This window comes from Stanieria cyanosphaera PCC 7437 (genome assembly GCF_000317575.1).
Taxonomy (GTDB): Bacteria; Cyanobacteriota; Cyanobacteriia; order Cyanobacteriales; family Xenococcaceae; genus Stanieria; species Stanieria cyanosphaera.
Genome location: NC_019748.1, coordinates 4,281,945 through 4,301,666, shown reverse-complemented (window position 1 = coordinate 4,301,666; position 19,722 = coordinate 4,281,945). Strand labels below are relative to the sequence as shown.

Annotated in this window: 18 protein-coding genes and 6 pseudogenes; 7 read left to right on the top strand and 17 right to left on the bottom strand. The window is 38.9% G+C overall.

Annotated features, from left to right (window positions below):
* Positions 1 to 55: 55 nt before the first annotated feature.
* The gene (gene panB / locus STA7437_RS18710) at positions 56 to 832 is read right to left on the bottom strand and encodes a 3-methyl-2-oxobutanoate hydroxymethyltransferase (RefSeq protein ID WP_015194950.1); all 777 of its coding nucleotides are present in this window, start codon (positions 830 to 832) and stop codon (positions 56 to 58) included.
* Between the two features lie 146 nt (positions 833 to 978).
* Here panB and STA7437_RS18705 point away from each other — a divergent pair, with 146 nt between their 5' ends.
* A complete protein-coding gene (locus STA7437_RS18705) occupies positions 979 to 1,773 on the top strand; it encodes a type 1 glutamine amidotransferase (protein ID WP_216087181.1) in 795 nt (264 codons plus the stop codon).
* A 111-nt stretch (positions 1,774 to 1,884) separates the two neighbouring features.
* A complete protein-coding gene (locus tag STA7437_RS18700; protein WP_015194948.1) occupies positions 1,885 to 2,718 on the top strand; it encodes a hypothetical protein in 834 nt (277 codons plus the stop codon).
* 51 nt (positions 2,719 to 2,769) lie between these two features.
* Here the strand turns inward: STA7437_RS18700 and STA7437_RS18695 are convergent, their stop codons facing one another.
* From STA7437_RS18695 to STA7437_RS18665, 7 genes and pseudogenes are all read right to left on the bottom strand, one after another.
* Positions 2,770 to 3,069, bottom strand: coding sequence for a DUF3593 domain-containing protein (locus STA7437_RS18695; protein WP_015194947.1), 300 nt, complete (start codon positions 3,067 to 3,069; stop codon positions 2,770 to 2,772).
* 3 nt (positions 3,070 to 3,072) lie between these two features.
* A complete protein-coding gene (locus STA7437_RS18690) occupies positions 3,073 to 3,375 on the bottom strand; it encodes a DUF2499 domain-containing protein (protein ID WP_015194946.1) in 303 nt (100 codons plus the stop codon).
* A gap of 178 nt (positions 3,376 to 3,553) precedes the next feature.
* The gene (gene gshB, locus STA7437_RS18685; RefSeq protein WP_015194945.1) at positions 3,554 to 4,531 is read right to left on the bottom strand and encodes a glutathione synthase; all 978 of its coding nucleotides are present in this window, start codon (positions 4,529 to 4,531) and stop codon (positions 3,554 to 3,556) included.
* Positions 4,532 to 4,546: 15 nt separating this feature from the next.
* Positions 4,547 to 4,816, bottom strand: a complete 270-nt coding sequence (grxC, locus tag STA7437_RS18680) for a glutaredoxin 3 (RefSeq protein WP_015194944.1) — start codon at positions 4,814 to 4,816, stop codon at positions 4,547 to 4,549.
* A gap of 134 nt (positions 4,817 to 4,950) precedes the next feature.
* A complete protein-coding gene (gene cysK, locus STA7437_RS18675; RefSeq protein ID WP_015194943.1) occupies positions 4,951 to 5,913 on the bottom strand; it encodes a cysteine synthase A in 963 nt (320 codons plus the stop codon).
* A 325-nt stretch (positions 5,914 to 6,238) separates the two neighbouring features.
* Positions 6,239 to 6,586 (bottom strand): hypothetical protein, encoded by a 348-nt coding sequence (locus STA7437_RS18670; protein ID WP_015194941.1) that lies wholly within the window; start codon positions 6,584 to 6,586, stop codon positions 6,239 to 6,241.
* A 267-nt stretch (positions 6,587 to 6,853) separates the two neighbouring features.
* Positions 6,854 to 10,249 (bottom strand): annotated as a pseudogene (locus STA7437_RS18665) (Swt1 family HEPN domain-containing protein).
* Between the two features lie 167 nt (positions 10,250 to 10,416).
* Between STA7437_RS18665 and STA7437_RS18660 the strand changes: the two are divergent.
* Positions 10,417 to 10,812 carry a lecithin retinol acyltransferase family protein gene (locus tag STA7437_RS18660; protein WP_015194940.1) on the top strand — a complete coding sequence of 132 codons (396 nt, stop codon included), beginning with the start codon at positions 10,417 to 10,419 and terminating at the stop codon, positions 10,810 to 10,812.
* On the opposite strand, the gene STA7437_RS18655 is transcribed toward STA7437_RS18660, so the two are convergent.
* From STA7437_RS18655 to STA7437_RS18645, 3 genes and pseudogenes are all read right to left on the bottom strand, one after another.
* Positions 10,809 to 11,330 carry a GNAT family N-acetyltransferase gene (locus tag STA7437_RS18655; RefSeq protein WP_015194939.1) on the bottom strand — a complete coding sequence of 174 codons (522 nt, stop codon included), beginning with the start codon at positions 11,328 to 11,330 and terminating at the stop codon, positions 10,809 to 10,811. The genes STA7437_RS18660 and STA7437_RS18655 overlap by 4 nt on opposite strands.
* A complete protein-coding gene (locus STA7437_RS18650) occupies positions 11,318 to 11,584 on the bottom strand; it encodes a type II toxin-antitoxin system TacA family antitoxin (RefSeq protein ID WP_015194938.1) in 267 nt (88 codons plus the stop codon). Before STA7437_RS18650 ends, STA7437_RS18655 begins: the two co-directional genes overlap by 13 nt.
* Before the next feature lie 70 nt (positions 11,585 to 11,654).
* Positions 11,655 to 12,665: pseudogene (locus STA7437_RS18645) on the bottom strand (hypothetical protein); the annotation flags it as partial.
* Positions 12,666 to 12,748: 83 nt separating this feature from the next.
* On the opposite strand from STA7437_RS18645, the pseudogene STA7437_RS27745 reads away from it, so the two are divergent.
* Positions 12,749 to 13,989 (top strand): annotated as a pseudogene (locus tag STA7437_RS27745) (RNA-guided endonuclease InsQ/TnpB family protein).
* Between the two features lie 52 nt (positions 13,990 to 14,041).
* On the opposite strand, the pseudogene STA7437_RS18635 reads toward STA7437_RS27745, so the two are convergent.
* Both STA7437_RS18635 and STA7437_RS18630 read right to left on the bottom strand, forming a co-directional pair.
* Positions 14,042 to 14,296 (bottom strand): annotated as a pseudogene (locus STA7437_RS18635) (hypothetical protein); the annotation flags it as partial.
* 24 nt (positions 14,297 to 14,320) lie between these two features.
* Positions 14,321 to 14,701: an endonuclease domain-containing protein gene (locus STA7437_RS18630; RefSeq protein WP_041619568.1), complete on the bottom strand. Its 381-nt coding sequence runs from the start codon at positions 14,699 to 14,701 to the stop codon at positions 14,321 to 14,323.
* Between the two features lie 167 nt (positions 14,702 to 14,868).
* On the opposite strand from STA7437_RS18630, the gene STA7437_RS18625 reads away from it, so the two are divergent.
* Positions 14,869 to 16,044 carry a transposase gene (locus STA7437_RS18625; protein ID WP_015191547.1) on the top strand — a complete coding sequence of 392 codons (1,176 nt, stop codon included), beginning with the start codon at positions 14,869 to 14,871 and terminating at the stop codon, positions 16,042 to 16,044.
* 36 nt (positions 16,045 to 16,080) lie between these two features.
* Here the strand turns inward: STA7437_RS18625 and STA7437_RS18615 are convergent.
* The 4 genes and pseudogenes from STA7437_RS18615 to STA7437_RS18600 form a co-directional block, all read right to left on the bottom strand.
* Positions 16,081 to 16,814 (bottom strand): annotated as a pseudogene (locus STA7437_RS18615) (DUF1156 domain-containing protein); the annotation flags it as partial.
* 160 nt (positions 16,815 to 16,974) lie between these two features.
* A pseudogene (locus STA7437_RS27740) lies at positions 16,975 to 17,493 on the bottom strand (DUF29 family protein).
* Between the two features lie 42 nt (positions 17,494 to 17,535).
* Positions 17,536 to 17,874, bottom strand: coding sequence for a type II toxin-antitoxin system PemK/MazF family toxin (locus STA7437_RS18605; RefSeq protein ID WP_216087059.1), 339 nt, complete (start codon positions 17,872 to 17,874; stop codon positions 17,536 to 17,538).
* Positions 17,864 to 18,106 carry an AbrB/MazE/SpoVT family DNA-binding domain-containing protein gene (locus tag STA7437_RS18600; RefSeq protein WP_015194936.1) on the bottom strand — a complete coding sequence of 81 codons (243 nt, stop codon included), beginning with the start codon at positions 18,104 to 18,106 and terminating at the stop codon, positions 17,864 to 17,866. The genes STA7437_RS18605 and STA7437_RS18600 overlap by 11 nt, the downstream gene beginning before the upstream one ends.
* 191 nt (positions 18,107 to 18,297) lie before the next feature.
* Here STA7437_RS18600 and STA7437_RS18595 point away from each other — a divergent pair, with 191 nt between their 5' ends.
* Both STA7437_RS18595 and STA7437_RS18590 read left to right on the top strand, forming a co-directional pair.
* On the top strand, positions 18,298 to 18,597 hold the full coding sequence (locus tag STA7437_RS18595) for a type II toxin-antitoxin system RelE/ParE family toxin (RefSeq protein ID WP_015194935.1): 300 nt from the start codon (positions 18,298 to 18,300) through the stop codon (positions 18,595 to 18,597).
* A gap of 22 nt (positions 18,598 to 18,619) precedes the next feature.
* Positions 18,620 to 19,702: a HigA family addiction module antitoxin gene (locus STA7437_RS18590; RefSeq protein ID WP_015194934.1), complete on the top strand. Its 1,083-nt coding sequence runs from the start codon at positions 18,620 to 18,622 to the stop codon at positions 19,700 to 19,702.
* Positions 19,703 to 19,722: the final 20 nt, after the last annotated feature.

The window sequence follows — 19,722 nt, the reverse complement described above, 5'->3', positions numbered from 1 at the left end:
CTAAACAATAACTTCATCCGCGTTCATCTGTGGACGCATTTTTTGAACGCCTATTTTACTCAGGAAAATGATGCTCTTGAACATCTGTAGCAAAATCTTTAACAGCACTAGTAATAACTTGCCTTAAATTGAGATAAGACTTAGCAAAAGGTGGTAAACGATCCGATAAACCTAATAAATCAGCAGTAACCAAGACTTGTCCATCGCATTTTACCCCAGCACCAATACCAATTGTAGGAATAGTAACTTCTGCCGTAATTGTTGCTGCCAATTCCCCAGGAATATGTTCTAAAATAATCGCAAAAGCTCCTGCTCTTTCTAAAGCGATCGCTTCATCAATAATTCGATTAGCTTCTTCAACAGTTTTTCCCTGCTGTTGATAACCGAGACGATGAACAGATTGAGGAGTTAAACCAACGTGTCCCATCACAGGAATACCGATCGCAGTCAGTTCAGCTACAGTATTAATAATACGAGGACTTCCCCCTTCAATTTTAACTGCACCTACTCCTGCTTCTTTTAAAACTTTTCCTGCCGAATGAATTGCTTGAGAAACACTTTCCTGATAACTTAAAAACGGCAAATCGCAGACAACTAAAGCCCTGTTTACTCCTCGATTCACGGCTTTAGCATGATGAATCATTTCTTCTAGACTAACAGGTAAAGTCGTACTGTGTCCCAAAGCTACCATCGCCAAAGAATCACCTACTAAAATCAAATCTATTCCTGCCTCATCCAAGACTTTAGCAAGCAGATAATCCCAAGCAGTCAGACTAACAATAGTACGCCCTTGTCGTTTCCATTTCTGGAGTTGTTGAATTGTAATAGCCATATAAAAAAATAAATCGTAAGTTGTCAATATTAGATAATATCTACTGACTGGTAACTGGTAACTGGTAACTGGTAACTGAAATGTTAGCTACATTTTGATTGTAGAGGTTAAACTGAATTCTTGATTTGTGGGAATTTGGGTAAATGATGGAATTGACAATTGGCTGGCTTTATCCTAACTTAATGAGTACCTATGGCGATCGCGGTAATGTAATTTGTTTGCAACGGCGTTGTCAATGGCGAGGTATCCAAGCAAAGATTTTACCTCTAGATCGGCAAACAGATGCAGAGCAATTTAAACAAGTAGATATCATTGTTGGTGGAGGCGCGCAAGATCGTCAACAAGAAATTGTCATGCGCGACTTAAAAGGTGAAAAAGCTAAAGCTTTAAAAGCTAAAATCGAAACTGGTACACCTGGAGTATTTACTTGTGGTTCGCCTCAACTATTAGGGCATTATTATGAACCAGCTTTAGGACAAAAAATAGAAGGTTTAGGATTATTAGATTTAGTCAGTAAACACCCTGGAATTGATGCTAAACGTTGTATTGGCAATGTGGTGTTTGAAATTACCGCTTCTCCCTTAGCAGAAGACTTAAAAACTAGTTTAGGTACTCAACCTCTAGTAATTGGGTTTGAAAATCACGGTGGAAGAACCTATTTAAATAATGTTGCTGCATTAGGTAAAGTAATCAAAGGTTATGGTAATAATGGGGAAGATGGCACAGAAGGAGCATTTTACCGCAACGCGATCGCTACCTATTCTCATGGCCCATTGTTACCAAAAAATCCTTTTCTAGCTGATTGGTTAATCAAAACTTCCTTGCAACAAAAATATCAACAAGAAATTTCCTTAACTAAACTAGAAGATAACCTAGCTGTTGCAGCCCGTAAAGCAATGTTGCAACGTCTAGATTTATCTAACATCAATGCAACAATTTAGTTGATTGTTATAAATCTTTGCCATCCTTGCGTGCAATGCAACGCAATTTGTCTTAAGATTGGCAATTATTAACCATGCAATGCAATTAAACAAAAAGTTGCAACCAGAATCATGACTGGAAGAGTATTAGATAATAGTTCTGCTGGCATTCTGATTTTAATTATTCCTGTCGCCTTCGTGGTGCTGGTTTTGTATAAGTTTTGGCTAGTACTATTAATCTTAGCCCTATTAATTGTTGCTTGGAAAGCTTGGCAAAATTATCAGTGGGAAAAATGGTCTGCCCAAGTTAACCCTTACTTTAATCAATTAGTTAGGGATAACAAAGGTTATTTAACACCCTTAGATTTATCCGTAGTAGCCAACCTTACTTCGAGAAGTGCTAAAGTTTTCCTCGAACGCAAAGCCGATGAATACGGTGTTGCCCCTAAACAAATAAAAGACAAAGGCGTAGTTTATTATTTTCCTACAGCTAGTGCGCTTGGTCGAATTTTTGACGACAGCGAACCTTTTGGTGATTTTGATGATGAAGAGGAAGAAACTTCAACTACACCGCAATTAGTTAGTGCTGGATCTGCTAGTAAACCACCAAGTAAATCTCTGTTTCGAGAATTAGCAGAACAAAAAGCCAAACAAGAACAAAACCAAACTACTACTCAAGTAGAACCAGAACCATCTACTTCTGCTGAATCAATCCAGGTAGATGCTCCTATGCCAGCAGCAACTGCAACCGAAACCCAACCCCAAGATTCAGCAACCACCACAGAACAATCTAGCTTAAGCTTATCTCAAGCTGATTTATCTGATCGTCTAGAAGTTCACTCTAGCACCGTCGGCAGGCGTAAAAGTCAACCAGACTTTCCTGAATGGAGTCAAAGTCGAGATCCTGAAGGAGTTGCTTGGCGATATTTAGAAGAAGAACAAATCTTTGTTCCGCTAGAAACTTAATCAATCAAAAACTATTAGGGCGTAGCGTGCTACGTCCATATCTATTTATTTTTATTTATTTGTTATCTGCTTCTGTCGGTCTAGAATTGCCTGACGAAAACCCAACACAACCAAGATATTGGAAAGGGTTAAAAATACTTCTGCACTACCATGTAACCAATCAACATTAGCTAAGGCTTTGCCGTAATGAACCTTAGCATAAATACCAGCAGGAATAGTAACTGCGACAAACACAAGCAACATATAAAAGCCAATTAAAGCTAAACGAGGAGTCTTTTGCGATCGCGTTAGAAACCAAAGAAAACCAAGATAAGGAAACAGCGACAGAGCAAATAAACTATCTTTATTCATTGATTATTGTTTTTGTAAAGAAGAACGCCAAATCCACCAAGCAGCTAAACACAGAGTGCAGTTTCCGATCACTGTTGTGCTTGCTTGCAAAGTTACTAACCATTCAAGCGATGGTAAATTATCAAAAAAATGCCAAGTACAAGCAGACATCGCACTAATTAAGGCTGGTAACATGGCAAAAGATAAACCATACCAGTATTTTTCTCCTGTAATCTCTCCATATCGCCAAATAAACCACATTGCAGCGATCCATTCGATGACGCTAGAGACATGAACTATCCAAGTGGGAATTGAAAGAGCGTGCATTTTTCAGTTACCAGTTACCAGTTATCAGTTATCAGTAGGGGGCAAGGTACTGCCTTGCCCGTACACCAGTTATCACTTTGAAGGGCAGGGGAACTTCGAGTGTAGGGTAGCTTCGATATTTAATCATACTAGTTTGCTCCGTTTGTCCGTCTCTCCCCCTCTCTCATCCTTTACTCTATTATTTGCCACTGCGCTGGGAATACTCTTCTAACCATTGAATTACTTGTTTTCCCAAGTTTACATTGTTGAGGCGGTCTACTTCTCTAATTCCTGTGGGACTGGTAACATTTACTTCAGTCAGATAACCACCAATCACATCAATACCGACAAAATACAAACCATCTGCTAGTAGTTTGGGAGCAATAACTCTACAAATTTCTTTTTCTCTTTCTGTAATGTCTGTTTGAGCAACTCTACCACCTACTGCCATATTGCCTCGAAATTCATTACCAGTAGGGATACGATTGACTGCCCCAATTGGTTCACCATTAAGTAAGATAATTCTTTTATCTCCTTCTTTAGCTGCTGGCAAGTATTCCTGTACCATCACCGGTTCTTTTCCTTGTTTGGTACTAATTTCAACCAAAGAGTTAAAATTGCGATCGCCTGCTGCTAAGAATAAAATTCCTTCTCCTGCTTTGCCTCCCAACGGTTTTAAAACTGCTCTTTGTTTGGTTTCCAAAAATTTGGTAATCACAGATTTATCCTGACTGACAATGGTTTCAGGAATTACTGTAGGAAACTGAAGAGCATACATCTTTTCATTAGCCGTTCTTAAACCATGGTGAGAATTAATCACCAAAGTTTTATTCGGATCGATTAAGTCCAAGATATAAGTAGCATATAAATAAGGAATAGTTACGGGCGGATCGGTACGCATAAACACTGCATCCATCTCTTCTAAACCAGTCAGGAAGCTATTGCCTATTTGATACCAATCCCGATCTGCTTGCCACAATCCATCAACTAATTGAACTGGTTTTAATTCTAAGGAAGAAAGTCTTGCCCAAGCTTTCCCCTCAATAATTGATAAGCTATCCGCTTGAGTAATCCAAACCTGATGTCCTAAAATTTGGGCTGCCTCCATAATAGCGACGCTGGTATCGTGTCCAGGATCGAGTTTCGAGATGGGGTCAATAATAAATGCTAATTTCACGCCCTATTTCCTTTTTTATGCTGCACTGCCTTCAAGCAGAGGGTCTAATTGATCTTGACTTTCTAAGTCATAAAGATCGTCACAACCACCAACATGGCGATCGTCTATAAAAATCTGGGGTAAACTTGTTCTACCGTTAGCTCGTTGTGCCATCTTAGCTCTGGCATCTTCGTCACCATCAATACAATATTCGGTATACTCAACTCCTTTACGATCCAATAAGGCTTTAGCACGGATACAGAAAGGACATCGACTCCAAGTGTAAATTTCTACTGTTGCTGTCATAGTGAGTTTGAGTGTTAAGTAATGTTACTTTAATCTTTATACCGCATTTATTTTAATCATTGTTAATAGTTGATTGTTGATCGGCGGATAAGTTGGTAATTGTAAAGACGCGATAGATCGCGTCTCTACTAGCTTTAAACTTGTAGTGCTGATTTTTCTTCCTCTAAATCTTGAAATAAAGGTGTACTGAGATAACGTTCGCCAAAGCTTGGTTGAATCATCACAATCAGCTTGCCAGCATTTTCAGGACGTTTACCTACTTTAATTGCTGCGTAAAGAGCAGCCCCAGAGGAAATACCTGATAAAATGCCTTCTTCTCTAGCTAAACGACGACTGTAATTAATAGCTTCTTCATTAGTAACGGTAATCACTTCATCGATTAAATCTAAATTGAGAACTTCAGGCACGAAACCCGCCCCAATTCCCTGAATTTTATGAGAACCAGCATTACCACCAGAAAGCACGGGGCTGCCAGTTGGTTCAACTGCGATCGCTTTAAATTCTGGTTTTCTGGGTTTAATTACTTCTGCTACCCCTGTAATTGTTCCGCCTGTACCTACTCCAGCAATGAGAATATCAACTTCTCCATCGGTATCTGTCCAAATTTCTTCTGCGGTAGTTAAACGGTGAATTTCTGGATTGGCTGGATTATTAAATTGTTGCAGCATATAAGCATTGGGGATACTATCTACTAATTCTGCTGCTTTGCTAATTGCCCCTTTCATACCTTCTTTAGCAGGGGTTAATTCTAATTTTGCCCCGTATCCTTTGAGCATTAGTCTTCTTTCTAAGCTCATACTTTCGGGCATAGTTAAAATTAATTGATACCCTTTAGCTGCTGCTGCCATTGCCAAAGCAATCCCAGTGTTGCCTGAAGTTGGTTCAACTAAAATTGTACGACCAGGAAAAATTAATCCTGCTTTTTCGGCAGCATTAATCATGTTAACTCCGATACGGTCTTTTACCGAAGCTGCGGGATTCATGCTTTCTAATTTAACGACGATTTGTGCTAAACAGCCTTCACTAAAAGGAATTCTATTTAAGCGTACTAGAGGAGTACGACCGACCAGTTCAGTAATATTGTTAGCAATACGCATAGCAAAATTCTTGTAATTGTTTGTGTAAAAAAGACTGTACCTTATTCTTAATTATTTAACGCTTGATTACCAATTCAACTAAAATTTTTGGCTTTATTAAACTGCTCAAAAAATATTACATCTATCACAAGGGCTTGACCAATTAGCCTTGTTTGTTTGAAATCGAATTAAAAACAATTTTTACAATCGAGTTCAAAAACCTTGCTAAATGAGCAAATTAATCAAAATATTTTATCAATCAAAACTAATTAAACAAGCACCACAATACCAACCTCAAAATTGGCAAAAAATATCTAGTATTTTTTACATTAATGAAACAATGTTTTTATTCCTTTCGGGAATAATTGAGGAAAAACTTATAACCGAAATATAATAAGCCTGCCAGAATAGCAATACTTACCAAAGAACTAATCAGGCGAAGAAAACTACTGAGTATAGAAAAACTGACTAAAACCCCTACTACACCTACTGCTATTCTTCCTTCTGAAGATAAATTGTTAAACCAATCTTTGGCGAAATTAAGCCATTTTTCTATTGATTGAGAGCGATCAATTTCTACGTGAGGACGAACTGTTTCAGTGCTTTCTTGATGAGTATTAGATTCACTATAATTGATTTCGGCTTCTATTTCTTCTATACGACGTTGCCAATCTTGATTATTTGAGGAACTCATAGTCTTGTTTGGTTGCTTAATTGAAGTTTGTTGCGGTTTGGTTGATACAAGAAGACGATATCTATATGATAGAGGATTGTCTGGAACAGATTATTATTTAAACTTATCCTAAGTTTTGAATATATTTACAAAGGGCGCGAGCGCTTAATCTTTGTCGGCATTTTACTTTTTGCAGCTTTTGTTTAACATTTATCCAACCTCTAAATCATAAAGAATTAAAAAAATTATTGCCAAATCTAATTAAGCTATTAATCTCAAAGTTTTTTCTTATTCTTCTTCAAACTCCTGAGATTTAAACTTAAGGGTTCGACAATTTTCACTCACTGTGCGAATAACACTATCTGGTATTCCACCTTCTTCCTCAGCTTCAATTTCAAGGGTAACTTTGACCTTGGCGTTCTTAAGGCTAGTTAAATGCTGGACTACTTCGTCCGCTATTTGCTGAACATCACCAATTAAACGTAATGAGTTTAACTCTACCGAACCATAGAAACGTCGCTTTTTCTTTTGTGTAGGTGTTAGAGATTGTTCTTGGTCTAGAGCGGGTCGAATGGTAGGTTGAGAGGGAGGTACAATTGTTTGATTGCCATTATTACTACCATTTGAAGTTGAGGACAAGACTGGCGAACTTGTTGCTTGGGCTAACCGTTCCTCACGGACATCACGAGCCCTGGAGCCAAGCTCCAGGGACGTGTCCTCTTCTATCTGTTGCTGTGCTACGTCAGGTTTAACTAATAAAGATGAACTACTCATAGTAGGAGTAATATGCTTACCAACTTCTAAACCCAAATATTTCTGTTTGGTTTCGTCATAACCATTAGCGTAAGCAAAGTTTTCATTCCAGAGTAAATTTGCTACTCCCTCAGCGATCGCATTACTTAAAATCTGTTCATTTTTGAGTCGTGGTAGATAAAGATAGTTAGTTAAATATTTCCAGAGAGTTTTGAGATCGATGTGGTTAGAATTTTTCCACACATAATCATTAAGAATCTCTAGAGTCAAACGAGCAGCAGCATAAGTAATAATCAGATGTTCTTCGTTAACTAATTTGCGACTAGCTTGAAGAACAGGAGAATCTTTTCCTTGAAGTCTGTATTCTTCCCATTCAATATCTCCTGTAGGTTCTGGTTGATCAGGAACGAGTAACCATTGATAAGTATCTTGTAACAGCATTTTTACCGTGTTGTCGGCATCTTTTAGTTTAGCTGTTGCTTGTTTGTTCTGAAATGGATTGAGATTGAGAACCTCTTTATCGGTAACAATGGAATCCCATGCTAAGAATTCATTAATTCTTTGAAACAAGTTTTCTTGTTTACTTCCATCAAGAGCCAGAAAAATCAACAAATTTTTACAATAACGAGGCGCAGAACCTTTAGTATCTAGTATCTGTTTGGCTTCTATTAAGGCATTACTGTTATCGACTTTGCTACTGTGAGTCAAGTTGGGATGGAGTAACACCAATCTTACTCCCATCGTTGATTCATCAGGAATATCAGATGATGAGCTTGGTGCAATATGAACTCCAGCAAAATCACCTGTTTCTTTATCTTGCTTGAGTCTTCTAATTATTTCATCCCAGGTTTGGTCTTCTCTATACTGAGTAGCACGGTCAATAGCAGTGCGAGTAACATTAGGTTGGGTATCGATCCAATAGCGATCGCTACTATCAACATAGAGATAAGTCGCTTGGTTGGTGAGTCGGCGTAGAGCATCGCCAAAGGTAGCAACGTTTTCTCCTGGTTGGGTACAGCCTAATTTGATTCGGCGAATATCTAATCCCTTGTTAGCAGCTTTTTGTAGTGGTGCTGAACCCATGTAGATAGTTCGCGTTACCCGACGACAGGCAGAATAGCGTCCTAAATTAGAATGTTGACGGTCAAGATCAACAGGAAGAGAGTTAGTACCATCTACATCTTTATCAATGATAGGCAACCAGTTATCATCTAGGTAGCGAGTTAATTCTGACTGTACTTGACTATCTGCCATCGGTACGTTAGCAGGAAGAATCATTAAGTTTTTATCGTTCTCTTGCCACAGATAGCTAATAACCTTTGCCATCAAGCGCAATACTCCACGAGTGCGCTGGAATTTATCTAAACTCGACCAATCTTCATATAAACGCTCAAATAATTCGGGATGAATCGGATAAGCATCTCTAATTCTTCTTTCGTAATCTTTTTCCCGACATTCTGCTGGAAATTCTGTTTTTTGGTCGCGGTACATCTGGCTAAATGCTCTAATGACGGTATCACGGGCAGTAAATAAGTTAGGGTCGGTAATATCTTGGAACAAGCGACGGCGAACGATGTGAAAGCTTTCTTCAGCAGTAGCAGGTCGCCAAGGCGATTCTACTCTACCAATAGCATTTTTAAGACGTTCTAAAGCTTGTTTACCTCTGTCTCCACCAATCTCAATATCCGAGGCGGGAATACTCACTACTAGTAAAGTGTTGTCGGCATTTTTAGCTGATTCACTAAGGGTTTGAGCAAAGGTAAAGTGAGTATCAAAGTCTCCCCCAGGTAGGTCTTTTTCGTAGTGTAGTTGACGGGCATAAGCCACCCATTCATCGATCAGAATTAAGCAGGGTGAATAACGATTAAATAATTCTTTGAGCTTGTCCCCAGGATTGGTAGAGTTTTCATCTGCCTCTGCTAGCATTGCATAGCCTTCTTTGCCTCCAAGCTGCCAAGCAATTTCTCCCCAAAGAGTTTTAACTACTGTGCCGTCTTTTTTCAGTTCGGGAGTCCCAGGATCGATTTTATTGCCTACTAAAACAGCAGTTTTAACATCTTTAGGAGGATTATCGATTCCAGTTTCGGTGAAAATAGTTTCGCATCCAGGCAAGTCTTTGGCAGAGACACCAAAACATAAATGATAAAGGGCTAACATAGCGTGAGTTTTACCACCACCAAAGTTAGTTTGTAGTTCAATTACGGGGTCGCCTCCTTTGCCACTGAGACGAATTAAGGCATTGGTGAGTAAGTCTTTAAGACCTTCCGTAAGATAAGTACGATGAAAAAACTCTTTGGGGTCGCGATATTCATCGGCACAGTTTTTATCATCTAGATATACTTGCCACAAATCGGCTGCGAATTCTGCTTGTTGAAAGCGTCCTAAAGCCACATCATCATGGGGAGTGACAATTTCTCGCCAGGGTTTTAAACCATTTTGGGGATTACTTTCAATGGCGACATTTGTAGCTTTGCGTTTTTCCCATCGAGCTTGTTCTTCAAAACGTAGACGTAATAATTCTTATTTCTGTTTTTCAACCGTATCGGCTTGAGGTGCGGAGATGGAAGAAAGTAGTCTAGCTGTACTATCTAAAGCGCGGTAGGCATCATCTGTAGTGAAATTATTGCCATGCGCCCAATCGTTGCGAATTGTTTTGAGTTCTCCAAGGAGATTTTTTTCAGCGTGTCCCAGAGTTTTTTTGAAGACATTGTGCCATTCACCGAAAATAACGTTGATTAGGTCGGCTACATCCTGTTGTAATCTTTCGGCAGTAGTTCGCTTGAGATTGCGGTCTTCATATAAATGGGAGAGAGCATGGTTTTCCCAATGTTCATTGTAAACAGAACGGATTTCTCTTTCTACGAAGGGATACAAGCCTTCTCGCAAGATATCTAATGCTCTGCCTACTCTTTCTTTATTGTTAATACCCATGTGGGAAACCTTAACGGTATTGGTGCTGTACCCTAGAGTTCCCAAATATTAAGAAAAAATTAATTTAATTATTAATTCTTAATTGTGATTTGGATCAAATTGTTATTAATTGCCAAAAAGTATCAAAGAAATATCATAACATTTTTTAATTTGAAGTTTTTTATTGTATGGCACGTGGCGATCACATTTACGTAAATCATCTTGTTTATGAACATCATGGTATTGATTGTGGTGGTAATTTAGTAATTGAATATAGCAAGAAAAAAAGAATAGCTCTTGTATCAAAACAAGAATTTTCTCAGGAACGAGACATAAAAGTAAAACACTACTCAGACGATGAATGTTTTCCTAAAGAATTTGTTGTCATTCGTGCTTATAGTAGGTTAGGAGAAACAGCTTACAGTCTTTTTTGTAATAATTGCGAACATTTTGCTAGTTGGTGTAAAACTGGTCACTCTATTAGCGAACAAGTACCAGGTGTAATAGATAAAATATTGTGTAAAGCACCTGATATTAGACCCATATTTACAACTAAAAGCATAGTAATGACTTCTGCTAGCTAATTTTTTTTACTTTTCTGATTCAAACTAGCTCTTACTTCAGCGATCGCTTTCATTAACAAAAGAGGGTCGGTTTTTGACTGAACAAAACCAAAGGATTGATAAAAAACAGTCACCTTCTCATTAAGAGCTTTAACTAAAACTGCTTTAGTACCAGCCAAATCAGAAACTTGAATAGCTCTCAGGAACATATCTTTAATCAAAGCTCTGGCTAATCCTTTTCCTTGATGAAGTTTATCAACAGCTAGCCTACCTAAAACTATAGCTGGAATCGGATCGGGCATATTGTGCTTAATTTTTCTTATGGCTTCGGAATGTTGAATACAGCCTAAATGAAGTGAGTAATAAGCTATTACTGTATTATTGCAGCAGACAACGTAAGTTCTACTAGCATCTCCCAGATCATTTTTAAGAGCGCGTTTTTTCAGCCAATCGTTGAGAGAAATTTCACCACAATCAAAGTTTTCTACAATATGCTCTCTTGAAATACGTTGCGGTTGTGAATATTTTACTCTTCCCAAGGGCTTTTGCTCTTAAACAATTTGACTAATTTGGGGTCTGGTTTATGGTTTGTACGAGAAAGATATTCACAATCTGCTTCATCTAAAATGAAAATCTTCTGGTCTAAGATAGTTTGTTCGGCTTCTTTGTAAGCAGCTTCTACCATAAACTCAGTACGGGATTTACCTTGAAGCTTTGCTGCTTCATCGATTAAATTGCGCCTAACTTCGTCAATTCTCAGGTTGACTACTTTTTGTTTTTCTATCGTTGCCATAATTATGCTCCTGGTTATACCACACATTGTATATACAAAAAACTAAAAAAGCAACCATTGATAGCTTTATCTAAACTACTAATTCTCCCTGTACTATTGTTTCTAACTGTTGTTCCATCGCAGCCAGACGAGATATTTCCGACCAGGAAGTAACCAGACTGTTATACGAAATTGCCTCTTGTGTCCAGCCTTGTCTGTCGCAAATTACATACAAGCGATAAGCTAAATCTCGACATACTTCCCCTTTGTCTCCTAATTGAGCCAGTAATTTAGCTGCGCCAGTTTCCCCTTGTTTATCGAGAGTTTGAATGAGGTGTTGGCTAGCTTCCCAGTCATTACTATTACTCCCTCTCCTCGTTTTGCTCCCCTCTCCTAATAGGAGAGGGGTCGGGGGTGAGGTAAACATCTCTTCCCTTTTAAGCAGTCTTACTTTCCCATTCTTGGCTTTAAGAATACCTGCTTCTTCTAATCCTTTAATACTGGTATTTTTAGCTTTAGAAAGAGTTTCCGCATCGCCGTATTGTCCCTCTTCAAATTGGTACTGCTCAAACCAAGTCAAAGCCCAACGCCAACGAGTATCGGGGTCGAATTCTCCTTCCTGTTCGTTCAAGAATTCATCGATATAGGAGTTAATGATTTGTAAGGCGGTACGAACGCGCATGGGATTACCATCTGCTTCTAATACTTTGCTGTAGCGTGAGAAAACTGACATTCCTAACCCGATACTGGCTTGAGCTAAATCTACAGGGGCGATATTGCCTTGTTGTAGGTTTTTTAAGTCGGTAGGAAATTCTGTTTGCAGTTGTTTGAGGAATTGGCGACGGGTAGCGGATGGGGCATTATCTGGGCGAGGACGACAAACAAGAGCGATCGATGAAGCAAGTGCATTTGTATTATTAGCAATCATGCGATGATGCTGTTCACTACGCATTGGAAGAGTACCAGTAATGCTAAAACCAGCTTGAATTAATCCTTCAAGCATAGTTTCCCAGCCAGTTGAAGAAATAGCAAAGTTACCATTTGTCTCATTATTTTCTGTTTCTGTTTGTTTAAAAGCGTAATAAATGGTTAACGGATATTTTTCACTTGCCATCATCAAAATTCCTGGGTAGAAACCCCGTCCTTCTAGGACGGCTTTACATTAAACGTGTTAAAATGTGAGGCATGACTGAACGTGCCTACAAGTTTCGCTTTTACCCAACACTATCGCAAGAAAATCTCTTGCGACGGACAATGGGTTGTGTGCGTTTGGTCTACAACAAAGCTTTGGCTGCAAGAACAATCGCTTGGTATGAAAAACAAACAAGAATTGATTACAAACAAACTTCTAGTTTGTTGACCAGTTGGAAGAAAACCGAAGAACTTGATTTTCTCAATGAGGTTAGCTGCGTACCTTTGCAGCAATGCTTGAGGCATTTGCAAAAAGCCTTTTCTAACTTTTGGGGCAAAAGAGCTAAATATCCTCGTTTTAAGAAAAAACGTAATGGTGGTTCGGCAGAATTTACCAAGTCGGCTTTTAAGTACCGAGATGGTAAAGTTTGGCTGGCTAAGTGCAGCGAACCATTGAATATCGTTTGGTCGAGGTATCTTCCACAAGGATGCGAACCATCGACTGTTACTGTTAAACTCGAACCTTCTGGTAGATGGTTCGTTTCTTTGTTGGTTGATGATTATACCGTAGAAGTACTTCCACCAACTGAGCAAAAGATTGGATTGGATGTTGGTGTTTCTAGTCTGCTTAGTACCAGTGATGGTGACAAGATAGCTAATCCCAAGCATTTTAATCGGCTGTATCAGAAGCTTGCGTGCGCACAAAAGGAACTGAGTCGGAAAACCAAAGGCTCTAGTAACCGAGAGCGCGCGCGACTTAAAGTAGCCAGAATACACGCCAAAATTAAAGATGCTCGTACCGATTTTCTGCACAAATTGACTACTCGCTTGGTTCGCTTGTAAGCTTGATTGCTATTGAAGACTTGGCGGTGAGCAACATGGTTAAGAATCGCAAGCTGGCTCGTTCTCTTAGCGATGCTGCCATCTGTCAAATGTTTCGTCAACTTGAATATAAATGTGAGTGGTACGGGCGAAAATTGGTCAAGATTGACCGCTTTTTTCCTAGCTCTAAACGATGTCACCATTGCGGTTTTGTAATGGATAAGTTGCCTTTGAATATTCGCAGTTGGGATTGCCCTAGCTGTAAGACAACAGGCATTGATAGAGACATCAACGCTGGAAAAAATATACTCGCTGCGGGACTCGCAGTGATTGTCTGTGGAGCGGACATAAGACCCGATAACCATAGTGTTAAAGGAGCGAGTGCGGTCTTGGGGGTTTCCCCCATGAGCAACTCGCGTAGGCAGTTGCGAAAAACCGCGCACAGCGGAAGGAAACAGAAACCTAAGTCGTGAGTCTTAGGAATCACCGCCCTAGAAGTGCGGTGAGGATGTCAATAGCAACCTGATTGCATACTAAACAGCAAAACTTTGCACCTCGTCCAATTTTTGGTGGTTCAGGTGGTGTTCCTGTTCCTGTTTTTACTTCAAAATTTACAATGGGTGGCTGCTGGCTGCGATCTATGATTGGTTCTATCCAGGCTTCTTTGCCTTTCTTTGTAGATAACTGAAACATACTGATTAAAGGCATCTGACAACCACAAGCAGGATTGGGACATTTAACCGTTCGCGCCCACAACCAAGCAATTACAGTAGCTTCTTCTGACCTCACCCTAGCCCTCTCCTCTCAGGAGAGGGAACTTTTCCCTTTCTCCCTTTGGGAGAAGGGGTCAGGGGATGAGGGAAAAGCACCTCGTATAGTATCCAAACATGATGCTAAATCTGTTTCTACCTGTTTAGCTTTTAAACGAACAAAACGCAAACCCAAAGATTCTAGTAAAGCCTGACGCTGCTTATGTAACACTTGCTGTTCGGGCAATTCGTGAATACTACCATCAACTTCTACAATCAAACGCTCTGCGTCACAATAAAAATCAACCACAAACTTACCGATAGGATGCTGACGACGAAACTTTCTACCTTCCAACTTCCGATTCCTTAAAGCTTCCCAAAGAATAGCTTCACTTGCAGTTTGTTCTCTGCGCAACTTGCGAGCAATCTCCGTCATTTTCTTCTGCAACTCAGGCGAAACCTCCCATCGTTCTTTCTCCCCCTCTCCTAATAGGAGAGGGGGCTGGGGGGTCTTACAAGGGTAGGTTTTTTACAAAGGGAGGAGTAAAAGCTCAGAAATAAGGTAAAAGTATTAAGAGAAGTAAATAGTATAGTTATCATGAGATGAAATTAAATCAACATCTCAAAGATTGGAAACAGATTGTCAGTCAAAAATTTCCAGACCTGAGTCTACCTCAAGTTTCTGGATTAGCAACCTGGAGTTTTGGAATGGTAATGACACAATCAAGCAGTCTGACTAAAGTTTCCACGTTAATTGCCAAAATCAATCAGGAGAAAGACAATACGGTACGCCAAAGATTGAAAGAATGGTACAAAGAAGAAACAGCCAAAGCCAAAACAGGGAATAAAAGAGTATCTCTGGAAGTAAAAGGCTGTTTTGCCTCATTACTAAAATGGATTGTCGATTTACTACCTCAAAGTAATCAAGAGTTACCAATGGCATTAGATGCCACCAGTATCGGTCAAAATTTTGTAGTTCTTTCAATCAATGTTTTATATCGAGGTAGTGCCATTCCTATAGCTTGGAAAGTGGTTAAAGGGACAGACAAAGGTAGTTGGAAACCGTACTGGAAAGAACTGTTTCAATCTCTCAACAATGTTGTGCCGACAGATTGGAAGGTAATCGTTAGTGCTGATAGAGGATTGTATGCTCCTTGGCTATACGAACAGATTGTGAAATTAGGTTGGCATCCGTTTTTACGAATTAATCACCAAGGTCAATATCGACGACAAAATTCATCTTTATGGTATTCTCTATCAACAGTTGTAACTGATGCTGGCGAGAGTTGGTCTGGACGAGTGACTTGCTTTAAAAGCAATCAGATTGATTGTACTCTTCTAGCTCGATGGGATGAGGGTTATACTGACCCTTGGTTAATTCTCACGGATTTAAAATCAACTGATGCTGATATTGGTTGGTATGGATTTCGCTCTTGGATTGAATGTTCCTATAGAGATGTCAAAAGTGATGGTTGGCAATGGCATAAAACTCGTCTTTTGAAAGCCGAGAGAGCCGAACGTCATTGGTTAGCAATGGCAGTGGCTATGCTGTGGATGGTTACTCTGGGTGGAGAACAGGAAATTTCCTCTAAGGATGAATTAATTGGCGATCGCTCTTTAGCTTTTGAACCCACTCCTACTCGTCAAATCTCTTGTTTTCTTAATGGTTTGTTAACTATAGTAGCGCGACTGCTCAATGGTCAGTCTGTCGCTCTTGGTCGTTTGCTTCCTTTCTCTTTCAATCACTTCAGCGATTTGGCTTTTTCTGATTCTTCGTAGATTGTAAAAAACCTACCCTTGTAAGGGCTGGGGGGTGAGGTAAACCTTCGGATACAAATGCCCAATCCTTTTCTCAGCCTCATCACGCATCCACTTACCGTAGTAGCGCACATCTTCCGCTAATCCCTGCGCTCCTCGCCATTGGTTGATATCTTTGGTTTTTCGCGCTTCTGGATTGACTGGCGGTCGATTTTTAAACTTAGGCGGAATCTCTATCAATGCTTTAGTAATTAATACCGCTACAGGATTCAAGTCGCTTCCAATGGTATCGAACCCCCTCCACAGAAAGGATCGTAAACTGGTGGAGCGTATTCTTGCAGATATTTGCTGACTGCTTCAGGTTTAGTAGGCGGTTCGTCTCCTCTATCCCAAGCCAAACAACGAGCTATTTCCTTTTGGGCTGCTTCAATGATGGGAGAAGTGCCACTTTCATCAGTTTTAATATCGTCCCAAGACACCAAACCCTTTACTATCTGCTTATTTCCAACAGTTTCAATTTTGCCGATAAGATCGTGTAATCGCTGTCTTTCTATCTGTTGTTCTTCTTCTGTGAGAAACTTATCGGGATGAGCCGAAGGATCATCAACCAATGAAGCGAACAATACCGCCCGACAAGCTGCTAAAGGTCGTCTTGCCCACCATAAATGTAGCGTAGAAGGATGCCCGTGCCGAATCGATTTTTCCCTAGCTGACTCTTGGTTTATCGCCTCAAGAGGCATGGAAACTTCAATTAGCTTTTTGCGAGGCTTTTTATCTTCTCGATCGGACATAAAGTTGGCACATAAAACAACCAACTGTCCTAACATTAAAGTTAATCAAAATGCCTCTGTAAATACAATAAAATCAGGCAAAATGAACCTATAAATACTTACATAGTATTTACTTAAATATTTTCCTCAATTTAATTGTTTTGCTTGTAAAAATACCAGATTATATTCTTCTTTCTAACCACTCTTTTCCGCCTGGTAGATTAATAAAATATTCTCTCACGGTAGTCAACAAATCTTTAGCAGAATGTTCATAAGTTATAGGAATTAAAGATGAAGATATTTTTAAAATTTGCTCTTTATTAACAATTTCTTCCAATTGGATAGGCGTATAAGTACCTCCACTAACTTCTATACTAGCTTCGAGAATTGCCACTTCAAAAGCTTCTTCTAAATATTCTGACCATTCATTTTGTTGAATATAGTAAGATTTCTTGTTAGATTTAAAATTTAGTTTTTTAATCTGTCTGATAAAATCACTAATCAAAGCAGACCAAGAATTAGTTAGACGTTTTTCTACTTAATTTTTAATTAAATGAATTAACAAGCAAATTAGAAAAGATTCAAGATTACGTAGAATTGCTTGTTTGCCCATTCCTTCAAGTTCATCAACAATATCTAATGCATCCTGATAGCGTCCCTCAACTATACTTTGTCTGAGATCGATTAATTCTTGAACCATCGTATTAAAACTACCGTTGAGACTAAGTATTTTTTTTCTTATTTATAAATTAAACAATTGCTGAAGGGATTTTTGGATCTTATCGCGATCGCTTGTTGCTAACTTACCAATCTTTTTAATTACTAAAGCATCATCTAGGGTGAATAATTTCATTCTGATAATTGATTTGGCTTTTAATCCCGCACTTGATAAATCTGTAATAGGCACATCTAAAGCCCAGGGAGAATGAGAAACAGTAGTAATCATTGCCATGACGCTTTTCTTTATCGATCTATTAAAAGTTGTAGCATCTGAAATAATTAAAGCAGGACGTTTTTTAGTAGCGGAACTGTCAGTAAAAGGAAAAGGTACGACTACTACATCAAATTGTTTATAAGTCACCGTAAGCTTCTTCATCAGCTTCCGAAGACCATTCGCTGAGAGTGGCGGACACAGACTCTAGGTATTCCCAATCTACAGGGGAAAGTTTTTTTAACACTACTTTTTCATCTTGTATCTCAAAGATAACGCGATCGCCTTTTTCGATAGCTAGTTTTTCTCTCACTACTTGGGGAATGGTCGCTTGATACTTTTGAGTGACTTTAGAAGTTAATTTGTTTTTCGCGATCGCCATGACCAGTTTTGGTTTATTAAGTATTTACTTTAGTTATATCGTAATACCGTATTACCAAAAAACAATACCAAATTTTCATAGTTGTCAGGTATAAATAAGTATATAATAAATATAAATTCACTGATTCACTCCAAGACTGAATTAATAAGTTTATAATGCGGAAGACTCTTCTGTATCTTGGAGGGTGAAATGTGAGGTTTAAATTTAAAAAAAAGAAAATAAAACTACTTTATACAGAGGAAAAAGATGCTCACAAATATCCTGGGGTTGTAGATGACTTCTTTGAAGTTATGGCAATTATTGCAGCAGCCGAAAGCGAACAAGATTTATACGCCAATAAATGTCTGAGATTTGAAAAGCTTTCAGGTAAACGAGGTAAAGAAAATCAAAGATCGTTACGTCTGAATAAACAATGGCGTTTAATTGTGATACTCGAAAAAGATGAAGAAGGTAAATATATTCTAATCATCGATATTGAGGATTATCACTAAGGGAAGGGAGAGGGAAGCAAAGATGAGCAACACTTTAACACCAGCGAGAGCAATATCACCAGGACGCATTTTACAAAGAGAATTAGATGCACGGGGTTGGACTCAAAAGGATTTAGCCGAAATTACCAAACGCCCACCCCAAACAATCAACGAAATCATCAAAGGGACAAAACAAATTACTCCAGAGACAGCTAGAGAATTATCAGCAGCCTTGGGAACTACTGCGGAGTTTTGGATTAATTTGGAAACTAATTATCGTTTAAATCTGGCAAAAAAAAAGCATAAAGAGTCAGAAATTGAGCGTCGGAGTCGTTTATATACTCTTGCACCAATTTCTGAATTGATTAAACGCCAATGGATAAAATCTACAGAATCCTTGGATGAGCTTGAGCAATCTGTATGTGAATTTTTAGGTATTAAATCACCTCAAGAAACTCCTCAATTCTTGGTTAATTTCCGCCATAGTCAAGTTTTAGAACCAGAATATAGTTCCAAAATGGCTTGGTGTAAAAGAGTCGAACAAGTAGTCAGTAAGCAAGCAGTTGGAGAGTTTCGGCTAGACAGGCTAAGGGGAGCAATTCCCGATCTTCTTCGCTATGCAAAAAAAGAAGAAGATGTTGCTCATGTTCCTCAAATGTTAATCGATTTGGGCGTTCATTTTGCGATTGTTCCTCATTTGAATAAAACATATTTAGATGGTGCTGCTTTTTATTTGGGAAATCATCCAGTAGTCGTTCTTACTCTTAGACACAATAGAATCGATTGTTTTTGGTTTAGTTTGATGCATGAACTCGCTCATATAGTTGCTGGACATCGAGGTGTGTATCTAGATAACTTAGACGATCTAGAAAACAATTCAGAAGAAGAGGAAGCAAATAAACTTGCTCGTAATTGGTTAATTGATGAACAAGCTTTGAATTCTTTCGTATGTCAAACCCAACCAAGATTTTCTAAGAAAGCAATAGTTAATTTTGCTCAAGCTCAAAATAGACATCCAGGTATTATTCTCGGTCGTCTTCAGCACGAAAGTTTAGTTCCATATCAAAACTTGCGAGTGCTGTTGACTAAAGTAAAACCTTTATTATCTAATTGGATTTATGATTGAGCTTACTTTATCTGTCGGTA